Here is a 10,496-nt window from a genome sequence, read left to right on the forward strand (position 1 = left end):
CCCCCGCCCCCGCTCGCGGGGTGCGGCGGCAGCACCTTCGACGACACGGGCGGGGCCGCACCGGCCCCCGGAGTGCCTCCCGACGCCTCCCCGACGCCGCAGCGCCTGGACGTCCGCCTCGGCGCGAGCGGGCCCGCCGAGACGGCCGCGGTGGCGGCGGCCGCGGCGGCCTGGGGCGCCGCGTCGGGCACGGAGGTCGTGGTCACCGCCGGCGCGGACGGGGCCCGGCCGGCCGACGTCGTGACCGTCCGCTCCGACGACCTCGCGGCCGCCGTCGCCGCCGGCTCGCTCACCGCCTACGCGCAGGACCTGCCGAACGCCGACGACTTCCAGCCGCACCTGCGGGCCGCGTTCACGCTCGACGGGACCTTCTGGTGCGCGCCCAAGGACTTCTCCACCCTCGCGCTCGTCGTGGACCAGGCCGCCTGGACCGCGGCCGGGCTGACCGACGCCGACGTCCCGACGACGTGGGAGGCGCTCGCGACGGTGGCGGGCCGGCTGACGACCGAGGGGCGGACGGGTCTCGTGACGAGCTCGGAGTACCGCCGCCTCGGCGCGTTCGTGGCCCAGGCGGGCGGGTCGCTCGTGGACGCCGACGGCCGCGCCGACGCCGACAGCGCCGAGGACCTGCAGGCGCTCACCTACGTGCAGTCGCTGCTGGCGGCCGGGTCGATGCGCTTCGCGGCGGACGTCGGCGCGCGCGACGGGGCCGAGGCCCTCGCCACCGGCCGCGCCGCCATGACCGTCGAGAGCCTCGGGGCCGTGCAGGCCCTGGCCACCTCCTCCCCCGGCCTCGCCGTCCGGGTGCTCGAGCTGCCCGCGGGCCCGGGCGGGAGGGGCACGCTGTCGTTCACGTCCTGCTGGGGCATCTCCGCGGACAGCCCCGAGCGCGACCGGGCCAAGGCGCTGGTCGCCGCGCTGACCGCCACCGACCAGCAGCTGCTGTTCAGCGAGGCGACCGGCGCGGTGCCGTCGGTGACCTCGGCCGCCGACGGCTTCCGCGAGCGGTTCCCCGAGCGCGCCGCCTTCCTCGCGGGCGCCGACCGCGCGACGACGCTGCCGAACCTGCCCGGCGTGGCCGGGGTCGTGGACCGGCTCGACGCGCAGCTGGCGGGGCTCGCGACCGCGGACGCGGCGGCGGTCCTCGCGCGCACGCAGGCCGAGCTCGACGCCGCGCTGGACGGCTGAGCTCAGGTCTCGGCCCGGCGCGCCGATGCTCCAGGCAGAGGTGCCGCCGCGACGACGGGACCCGTGTGATCCAGAGAAGGGTCCCGCTCCCATGCACCTCTCGAACCTCAAGATCGGCCACCGACTGGGGGCCGGCTTCCTCGTGGTCGTGTTCTGCACCGGGCTGATGACGTACATCAGCACCGGGCAGGTCCGCAGCATCAACGCGACGCTGGCCACGGTCAACGACCTCAACGCCGTGAAGCAGCGCTACGCCATCAACTTCCGCGGCAGCGTGCACAACCGGGCCATCAGCCTGCGCGACGTCGTCCTCGTGCCCGACGACGCGGACGTCCAGCCGAACGTCGACGACATCGCGACGCTCGAGCAGGCCTACGCCGAGTCCGAGACGAAGCTGGACGCCCTCTTCGCGAGCACCGACGTCTCGGCCGAGGAGGAGGCCGACCGCCAGGCGATCGCGGCCGTGCAGGAGAAGACCCTGCCGCTCATCGAGGAGGTGGTGCGGCTGCGGCAGTCGGGTCAGGACGAGCAGGCCCGCACCGTGCTGCTGGAGCAGGCCAAGCCCGCCTTCGACGAGTGGCTGGCCTCGATCAACGAGCTCATCGACCTCGAGGAGGCGATGAACGGCGCCGCGAGCGCCGACGCGCGCCGCGTCGCCGACCGCTTCCAGTTCCTCATGCTCGGCTGCTTCGCGGCGACCGCGCTGCTCGCCGTGGTCATCGCCTGGCGCACCATCCGCCGCGTGACCGACCCCCTCGCCGAGGCCGTCACCGTCCTGGGCGCCGTCGCCGAGGGCGACCTGACCCGTCGCCTCGACGCGAGCGCGGGCGACGAGATCGGGCAGATGGCGCGGTCGATGAACACCGCGCTGCAGACCATCGCCGACATCGTCGGCGCGCTGGGCGGCAGCGCCCGCGGGCTGGCCTCCACGAGCACCCGCATCGGCGCCGTCTCGGTGCGGATGGCCGACAGCGCCGGGAGCGTCGCCGAGAGCGTCGCCGACGTCCGGCGCGCCGCGGACGAGGTCTCGGCCAACGTCCAGACGGTCGCGTCGGGCTCCGCGGAGCTGGGCTCGTCGATCGCGGAGATCGCGCACAACGCCAACGAGGCCGCCCGCGTCGCCTCGGCGGCCGTGGACTCGGCCACGTCGACGACCGCGACCATGGCGACCCTCGGTGAGTCGTCCCGGCAGATCGGTGACGTCGTGAAGACCATCACCGCGATCGCGGAGCAGACGAACCTGCTGGCCCTGAACGCGACCATCGAGGCCGCCCGGGCCGGGGACGCGGGCAAGGGGTTCGCGGTCGTCGCCGGCGAGGTCAAGGAGCTCGCGCACGAGACCGCGCAGGCCACCGAGGAGATCAGCCGCCGCGTCGCGACGATCCAGTCCGAGACCGCGGGGGCGGTCACCGCGATCGGCGAGATCGCCGCGGTCATCGAGCGCATCAACGACTTCCAGGCGACCATCGCGGCGGCCGTGGAGGAGCAGGCGGCCACGACGAGCGAGATGAACCGCAACGTGGCCCACGCCGCCGCGGGGTCGGGGAACATCGCGACGGGCGTGGCCGGAGTCGCCGGCCTGCTGCAGGGCACGTCCGGCACCGCCGCGGAGTCGCAGGACATCTCCGGCGAGCTCGACGTCCTGTCCCGCGAGCTGCAGACCCTGGTGTCGCGCTTCCGGGTGTGACCGGTTGCGCCCCTGGGTGATCGCGCACGCGCGATCACCCAGGGTGAGAGTTCCGCGCCCGGTTTCGCGCAGCCGCGCGGATGCCCCAGGCTGTCGCCCGTGGCCACCCCCCGCACGCTGGAACCCCCTGCCGCGGCCCCGGTCGCCGCGGGCCGCTCCCGCGCCGGACGGCTCGACGCGGTGGCGATCGGGCTGCTGGCCGTGCTCGTCTCCGCCACCGCGCTCTGGCGACCCGCCCCGTGGTTCGACGAGATCGCCACGCGCGTCGCCGTCGAGCGCTCCCCCGGTGAGCTCGCGGAGCTCCTCACGCGCGTCGACGTGGTGCACGGCGCCTACTACGCGCTGCTGCAGCCGTGGGCCGCCTTGGCGGGCTCCTCCGCCACCGCCCTGCGCGTGCCCAGCGCGCTGGCCGCGGGGGCCGCGGCCACGGGCGTCGTGGTCCTGGCCCGCCGGCTCGGCTCGCGCCGCTACGCCGTTACGGCCGGGCTCGTGCTGGTCCTGCTCCCGCGGGTCACGTCGATGGGCGCCGAGGCGCGGTCGACGGCCCTGGTGACGGCCCTGGTCACGTGGTGGGTCGTGGCCCTCGTGACCGCGCTGCGCCGCGGCGGGCGGTGCTGGTGGGTCCTGACCGGGGCCCTGGGGGTCGCCGCAACCCTGGTGTTCGTCTACGCGGGCCTGCTCGTGCTCGCCCAGGCCGTGTCGCTCGTCGTGGCGCGCCGCGGGCCGCCGCCGCGCGGCTGGTGGCCGGGCGCGCTGGCCGTGCTCGCCACCACCGCCGCGCTCGGCGCGGTCGCGGCGGGGCAGGCGGGGCAGGTCTCGTGGCTGCCGGAGGTCACCCCGTCCACGCTGTGGCTGCTGGCCGTCGACCAGTTCTTCCCGGGCTCGCGGCCGCTGGCGCTGCTGGCGTGGACGCTCGTCCTCGTGGGCGTCGCCGGGACCCTGCGCCGGGCGCGCCGCGACCGCCCCGCTCCCCGCGACGTGCCCGGGCCGGTCGCCCTGGCGCTGCCGTGGCTGGTGCTCCCGCCCGCCCTCCTCGTCGGGGCGTCCCTGCTGGGCGACCCGCTCTACTACCCCCGCTACGTCGCGTTCACGTCCGGCGCGCTGGCCCTGCTCGTCGCGCTGCCGCTGGCGCGCTGGCGCCGGGGGTGGCGGCCCGCGGCCGCCCTCGGCGTGCTGGCGGCCGTCGCCGCGCCGACCGTCGCCGCGCAGCGGCAGGTGACCGCGAAGTCCGACTACGCCCTCGTCGCGGCCGAGGTGCAGCGGCAGTCGCAGCCCGGTGACGTCGTCCTGTGGGGTCCCCTCGCCGAGTTCCCCGCCGACACCCGCGTCGTCGCCGCGGCCTACCCCGAGGCCTTCGCGGGTCTGCAGGACCCGACCCGGGGGGCGCCGCGCTCGGCGGGTGGCGGGCTGTGGCCGGCCACCCGCCCGCTGACCGAGGTCGTCGACGGCCTGGCGCGCGCCGACGACGTCCTCGTGGTGCGCGACGCGGCGCGGCCGCTGCTCCCGGGCGAGGCGGACCGCCGGCTGCTGGCCGAGGCGGGGTTCGCGCCGGCGGGCACGTGGCACGGCCCGCAGACGGACGTCCTGCGCTTCGAGCGCGTCGACGCCGGCTGACGCGCGGGCGTCAGCCGCGGGGGAACGGCGCGCGCAGCCCCAGCACGACGTTGCGGTCCACGGCGGTGCCCGACGTGGGCGAGTCGAAGCCGGCCCACGGCGCGTTGCCCGCCAGCTCGCGGTGCAGCCCGGCCAGGTCGCTGCCGCTCAGCAGCGGACCCTCGGCCGGCACGACGCGCCCCTCGTGGTCGAGCATCGTGCAGGCCACGGCCAGGAAGCCGTCCCCCGCGTCGAGCAGCTCCACGACCCGCGCCTGGCACGGCCAGTCCATCACCGCGCACGTCGTCACCTCCCAGAACCCGCCGCCGACGACGGTGGGGTGCGGGTGGGCGCGCACGGCGTTGGTGTGGGTGTGCCCGTTCAGCCACAGCACCACGTTGGGGAACCGGTGCACGAGCGCGGCCAGCTGCGGCCCGTCGGTCAGGGTGCCCGAACCGTGGTGGGAGAACAGCACCACGAGCGCGTCGTCGTGGTCCGTGGTGACCTCCTGCCCGTCGCGCCCCGCGTACCGGCCCGACACCGCGGCGAGCTCCTCCTCCAGCCAGCGGAACTGCGCCTCGTCCAGGCGGCCGTCGGACCCACCGGCGAGGGAGGTGGTGTCCAGCGCGATGAACCGCACGCCGTCGACGTCGTGGGCGTAGTAGGCGGTGCCGTCGCGGCGGTTGCGCTCGGTGAACCCGTGCCCCGCGGGGCGGGCGGCCGGCGTGAAGTGCAGGTCGACGAACTCCCGGCGGTCGACGGGCCGCCGGTCCGGGTCGGCCGGCACCGCGAGGCTGCCGTCGCCCTCGCCGAAGAACTCGTGCGGCGCGGTCGTGAAGACCTCGAGCGCGTCGGCGCGCGGCACCCCCGGCCGCAGGCGGGAGGGTTTGCGCCCCCCGACCATCCGGGCCGCGAGCTCGGCGGTGACGACGCCGACGCCCTGCACGAGCGCCTCGTGGTTGCCGTAGCAGGCGAGCCAGGGCACGAGGAGGCCCTCGGACTCGAACTCGGCCAGGGCCTGCTCGAGCAGCCGCGGCCGGTCGGGGAACCCCCACCGCTCGCGCCACACGTCGTCGCCGCCGTCGGGCCGCCAGAAGACGTCGTCCGGCCAGTCCTGCGTCTGCACGCTGGCGAGCCCGGTCCCACCCGGCCGCCGTCCATGAGGGCGAGCCAGCAGCGGACCTCGTTCCACTGCGCGTTGTCGACGGCGTCGCCCGTCGTCACGACGAGGTCGAGCCCGCGTCCCGACAGCGGCGCGCCCGCCCCCGCGTGCAGCGCGTTCAGCGTCGACACCATGGCCTGCATGGCGCGGGCCGTGAGCGCCTCCTGCGGGCGCTGGACCGGCACGAGCTTCGCGAACGCCGGGTCGCCGGCCTCGCGGTTGAGGAACTCGAACCGCGCGGTGGACCCCACGTCGGGCAGCTGCAGGTCGGTGACGTGGGCCAGCGTGAGGAGCGGTCGGGCCCGCGCGGCCGTCGCGGCGAACCGGGCCGCGCCCGCCTCGCCCAGGAGGTCGCCGCGGACCCGGTGGACCTCGCCGTCGGCGACGGCGACCTGGCGGTAGGGCCGCAGCGACCCGTGCCGCAGGACCCGTCCCGGCCCCAGGCGGGCGTGGACCGTGAGCCCGGGGACGCGGTGGTGGACCCCGCTCACGCCGGTGGCAGGACGACCACGGCGTCGGGGCGCAGCGTCACGAGGGCCCGGCTGCCGACGGCGAACCCCCCGACGTCGGACGTGGGCAGCTGGGCCAGGGCCTGCCCCGCGGGGCCGAGGTCCACGGTGACGCGGCTCACCGCTCCCAGGAACGACGTCGCGACGACCGTGCCGACCAGCGGCCCCGTCTCCCCCGGCCCGGCGGCGGCGAGCCCGACGGCCTCGGGGCGGACGACGGCGCGCGCGGGGCCCGGGGGCGCGGCGGCGTCGACGAGGGGCAGCGACACCCCCAGGACGTCGGCCCGCCCGCCCGCGACCGTGGCGGGCAGCTTCGTGCTCAGGCCGACGAACTCGGCGACGAACGACGACGACGGGCGGTGGTAGACGTCGGTCGGGGGCGCCAGCTGCTCGAGGCGGCCCGCGTTCATGACCCCGACCCGGTCGGCGATCGCCAGGGCCTCCTCCTGGTCGTGGGTGACGAACAGGGTCGTCGTGCCGACCTCGAGCTGGACGCGGCGGATCTCGTCGCGCAGCTGCGCGCGCACCTTCGCGTCCAGCGCGGACAGCGGCTCGTCCAGCAGGAGGACCGTGGGCTGGATGGCCAGGGCCCGGGCCAGCGCGACGCGCTGCTGCTGGCCCCCGGACATCTGGTGGGCGTAGCGGTCGGCCTGCGCCGACAGCCCGACGAGCTCCAGCACCTCGCCGGCGCGCCGGGTGCGCTCGCGGTCGGAGACCTTGCGCAGCCGCAGGCCGAACGCGACGTTCTGCAGGGCCGTCATGTGCGGGAACAGCGAGTAGGCCTGGAACACCATGCCCATGCCGCGCTTGTTCGTCGGCAGGCGGGTGACGTCCTGACCGCCGACGACGACGCGCCCGCCGTCGGCGTCCTCGAGCCCCGCGAGCAGGCGCAGCGCCGTCGTCTTGCCGCAGCCGGAGGGGCCGAGGAGGGCCACCATCTCCCCCGGGCGCAGGACCAGGTCGAGGCCGTCGAGGGCCGTGACGCTGCCGTAGGTGCGGCGCAGCTGCTCCAGCCGCACCTCGACCCCGGCCCGGGCCGTGGCCGTGGCGGTGGTGGTGGTCGTCGTGGTCACGCGGAACTCCCTCGGGTGCGCCGGCGGCGGCCGGCCAGGGACAGCAGGAACAGCAGCAGGAACACGGCGGCCAGGGACGCGGTCGCCACGGCGTAGGCGACGTTGCTGTTCTGCTGGCTGAGGTTGTTCATCGCCACCTGGACGTTGACGTAGTTGAGCAGCGACGCCACCGTGAACTCGCCCAGCACCAGCGCGACCGAGAGCACGGCCGCGTTCAGCAGGGCCGGGCCGATGTTCGGTGCGATGACCCGCAGCAGCACGGTGGCCCAGCTCGCCCCGAGGCTGCGGGCCGCCTCGGACAGCGTGCGGACGTCGATCGCCGCGAGACCCGCGTCGATCGTGCGGTAGCTGTACGGCAGCACCAGCACGACGTAGGCGAACGTGAGGGCGAGCGGCGAGGCCTGGTAGGCCCGCGGGGTGAGGTAGTTGATCCACAGGTAGATCGGCGCCCAGCCCACCACCAGCACGATCGCCGGGATGGTCAGCGGCAGCAGGCACAGGAACTCCACGAGCCGGCTGAGCTGCGGGACGCGCAACCGGATCCACACCATCGTCGGCACGAGGAGCGCCAGCGACACCACGGACGTGAGCACGGCCAGCTCCAGCGACGCCACGATCGCCCCGACGAGGTCGGGGTAGTCGGCGATCTGCGCCCACCCCGTCAGCGAGCGGCTGCCCCCGATGCCCCCGGCCCCGCGGGTCGAGAACTCCACGAGCGCGAGCAGCGGGACGGCGAAGAACGTCCCGAACAGCACGAGCAGGACCACCCGCACCACGGTGCGCCGGCGGGTCGCCCTGCGCCGCAGCCCGGCGACGGCCGGTGCGGGCGGCGCGGCGGGGACGGGGGGCGCGACCGCGGGCGCGGCGTCGGCGCTCACCGCAGCCACCGCGCGCTGCGGCGCTGCACGAGCGCGTAGAGGGTCATGGCCACCGCGACGACCAGGATCATGCCCAGCGCGATCGCCTTCCCGGCGTTCGCCTGGCCCAGGACCACCTCGCTCGTCAGGGCCGTGCGGATCTGCAGCGGCGCGATGATCGCGCCCTGCGAGATCAGCGCGGCCGCCGTCGCGTACGCCGCGAAGGCGTTGGCGAACAGCAGCAGCAGGGCCCCGAGGAAGGCCGGCGTGAGCAGGGGGACCGCCACGTGCCGGAAGTACTGCCACGGGCTGCCGCCCAGGGTCTCCGCGGCCTCGCGCCACTGCGGCCGGACCCCGTCCAGGGCCGGCAGGAACACGAGGACCATGAGCGGGACCTGGAAGTAGCTGTAGACCAGCACCAGGCCGGGCAGCTCGTAGAGCCACCCCGTCGAGAGCTGCGGACCCAGCTGGGCCAGCGCCAGGGTCACCAGGCCCTGGTTGCCGATCGAGGCGATGAAGGCGAACGCCAGCGTCACCCCGCCGAACTGCGCGAGCACGCCGCAGACCGCGGTGGTCGTGCGGCGCAGGGCCCCGTCGGGGTTCCCCGTCACGACCACCCAGGCCAGCACGGCGCCCAGCACCGCGCCGATCACCGCGCTGGCCGCCGACAGCGCGATGCTGTTGACGAAGGAGTCCACCACGGTGCGGTCACCGAGGACCCGGACGTTCGCCAGCGTGGGGCGGTTGGCGGTGTCCGTGAAGGCGCCGGCGGCCACGACGACCGTGGGCGCCAGCAGGAACAGCCCGACGTAGGCGAGGAAGGGCAGCGACCCGAGCCAGGCGAGCCGGCCACCCGTCACGCGCCGGGGGCTCACCCGATGGCTCCGGCCCAGGTGCTCGCCAGGGCCGTCTTGGCCTTCGTCGCCTGCGCCTCGCTGAGGAAGACCGGGGTGCCCGTCACGGGCGGCAGCGCCGCGGCCGCCGTCGTGTCGATCGTCCCCGCCGTGGTCATGGCCTCCATCCGCACCGGGCGGGCCCCGCCCTTGAGGTAGGTGTTCTGGCCCTCGTCGGAGTAGAGGAACTCCTGCCACAGCCGCGCGGCGGCCGGGTTCGGCGCCTGCTTGTTGATGGCCTGCGCGTAGTAGCCGCCCAGCGTGGCGTCCGCCGGCACGAACACCTTCCAGGTCGGGACCTCCTTGGCGTTGCCCGCGGCCAGGTAGTCCCAGTCGAAGACGACCGGGGTCTCCCCGCTCTTGACGGTGGCCGAGGTGGCCTGCACGGGAATGAAGTTCCCGCTCGCCTTCAGGCCCCGGAAGAACTCGACGCCCCGGCTGATGTCGTCCAGCGAGCCGCCGCTGGCCAGGGACGCCATGACGACGCCGTTCAGGGCGGCGTTGGCCTGGGTGGGGTCGCCGTTCAGGGCCACGGCGTTCTTGAAGGCGGGGCCGGTGAGGTCGGAGACGGCCGTGACCTCGGGGAACTTCGAGGAGTCGTACCCGACGGACATGAACCCGCCGTAGTCCTGGACCCACAGCCCCGAGGGCTCCTTCTGCGCGTCGGGGATGTCGGCCCAGCCGGCGGTCTTGTACGGCGCGAACAGCGCGGTGTTCGCCAGCGCCACGGACATGCCGAGGTCCAGCACGTCGGGGGCCCGCGAGGTGCCCTTGAGCTGGTTCACGGCGTTGATCTCGTCCTGGCTCGACCCGTCGGGGCTCGCGGAGTTCACCGTGATGCCGTACTTCGCGGAGAAGGCGGAGATCATCGCCCCGTAGTTCGCCCAGTCCGGGGGGAGCGCGATGACGTTCAGCTGCCCCTCGGCCTTGGCCGCCGCGACCAGCGCCTCCATGCCGCCCGCCTCCTCGGCGGAGGTGGCGGCCCCGGCGCTGCCGGAACTGGGGGCGGGGCTGGAGCTCGGGGGTGCCGAGCAGGCCGCGAGCAGGGCGAACGAGCCCGCCCCGGCCAGGGCGGTGAGGACCTGACGGCGGGAGCGGGGGGAGCTGGCGTCCACGAACGGGCCTCCTGAGCAGGACAGCAGGGCCGAGCGGCCCGGATGGTCGGACGGTATCCCGCCCCCGACCCCGCGCGGACGACTTCACCTGTCCGACGCCAGGAGTTAACAAGATCCGTGGCGGGCTCCCAGGTTGGCCGACGCCAGCCCTGGGCGGGCCACCCGACGTGACCGCCGCAGAGGATCGCCCACGGTCGCTTCAGAAAGTCGGAGCGTGAAACGACCGACGACCTGAGTCACGTTGCGCTGCAACGGGTGAGCTTGTCGCGGTACTCGAACGCCTGTACGATGTGGTCATGTCCTCCACCGTTCCCGACCTCGCTGCCGCAGCGGTTCCCGCCGCGCCGCGCGGGGTCGTGGAACAGCTGAAGCGTGACGCGGACGCCGCCTCGGCCCGGCTGGTGCTGGGGTTGGCGCAG

General features: G+C 75.4%; 8 protein-coding genes. 3 read left to right on the forward strand and 5 right to left on the reverse strand.

Features of this window, described 5'->3' with window-relative positions:
• From GTR02_RS15485 to GTR02_RS15495, 3 genes are all read left to right on the forward strand, one after another.
• Window positions 1-1,188, forward strand: a 1,188-nt coding sequence (locus tag GTR02_RS15485; protein ID WP_166608393.1) for an extracellular solute-binding protein, incomplete at its 5' end; no start/stop codon positions are given.
• 91 nt (window positions 1,189-1,279) lie between these two features.
• Window positions 1,280-2,875: a methyl-accepting chemotaxis protein gene (locus GTR02_RS15490; RefSeq protein ID WP_166608394.1), complete on the forward strand. Its 1,596-nt coding sequence runs from the start codon at window positions 1,280-1,282 to the stop codon at window positions 2,873-2,875.
• 99 nt (window positions 2,876-2,974) lie between these two features.
• A complete protein-coding gene (locus GTR02_RS15495) occupies window positions 2,975-4,489 on the forward strand; it encodes a glycosyltransferase family 39 protein (protein WP_166608395.1) in 1,515 nt (504 codons plus the stop codon).
• 10 nt (window positions 4,490-4,499) lie between these two features.
• Here the strand turns inward: GTR02_RS15495 and GTR02_RS15500 are convergent, their stop codons facing one another.
• The 5 genes from GTR02_RS15500 to GTR02_RS15520 form a co-directional block, all read right to left on the reverse strand.
• Complete coding sequence (locus GTR02_RS15500; protein WP_166608396.1) at window positions 4,500-5,594, reverse strand: metallophosphoesterase family protein; 1,095 nt, start codon at window positions 5,592-5,594, stop codon at window positions 4,500-4,502.
• 523 nt (window positions 5,595-6,117) lie between these two features.
• Window positions 6,118-7,212: an ATP-binding cassette domain-containing protein gene (locus GTR02_RS15505; RefSeq protein ID WP_166608397.1), complete on the reverse strand. Its 1,095-nt coding sequence runs from the start codon at window positions 7,210-7,212 to the stop codon at window positions 6,118-6,120.
• Window positions 7,209-8,090: an ABC transporter permease gene (locus GTR02_RS24575; RefSeq protein ID WP_338073846.1), complete on the reverse strand. Its 882-nt coding sequence runs from the start codon at window positions 8,088-8,090 to the stop codon at window positions 7,209-7,211. The genes GTR02_RS15505 and GTR02_RS24575 overlap by 4 nt, the downstream gene beginning before the upstream one ends.
• Window positions 8,087-8,944 (reverse strand): ABC transporter permease, encoded by an 858-nt coding sequence (locus GTR02_RS15515; RefSeq protein ID WP_338073847.1) that lies wholly within the window; start codon window positions 8,942-8,944, stop codon window positions 8,087-8,089. The genes GTR02_RS24575 and GTR02_RS15515 overlap by 4 nt, the downstream gene beginning before the upstream one ends.
• Entirely contained in the window at window positions 8,941-10,077 is a 1,137-nt protein-coding gene (locus GTR02_RS15520) for an ABC transporter substrate-binding protein (protein ID WP_338073848.1), read from the reverse strand. The genes GTR02_RS15515 and GTR02_RS15520 overlap by 4 nt, the downstream gene beginning before the upstream one ends.
• Window positions 10,078-10,496: the final 419 nt, after the last annotated feature.

This window comes from Kineococcus siccus, from assembly GCF_009906795.1.
Lineage (GTDB): Bacteria > Actinomycetota > Actinomycetes > Actinomycetales > Kineococcaceae > Kineococcus > Kineococcus siccus.

Excerpts from the sequence above, each read along its gene's own strand:
- GTR02_RS15490 (WP_166608394.1), top strand. The coding sequence starts at position 1,280 with ATGCACCTCTCGAACCTCAAGATCGGCCACCGACTGGGGGCCGGCTTC.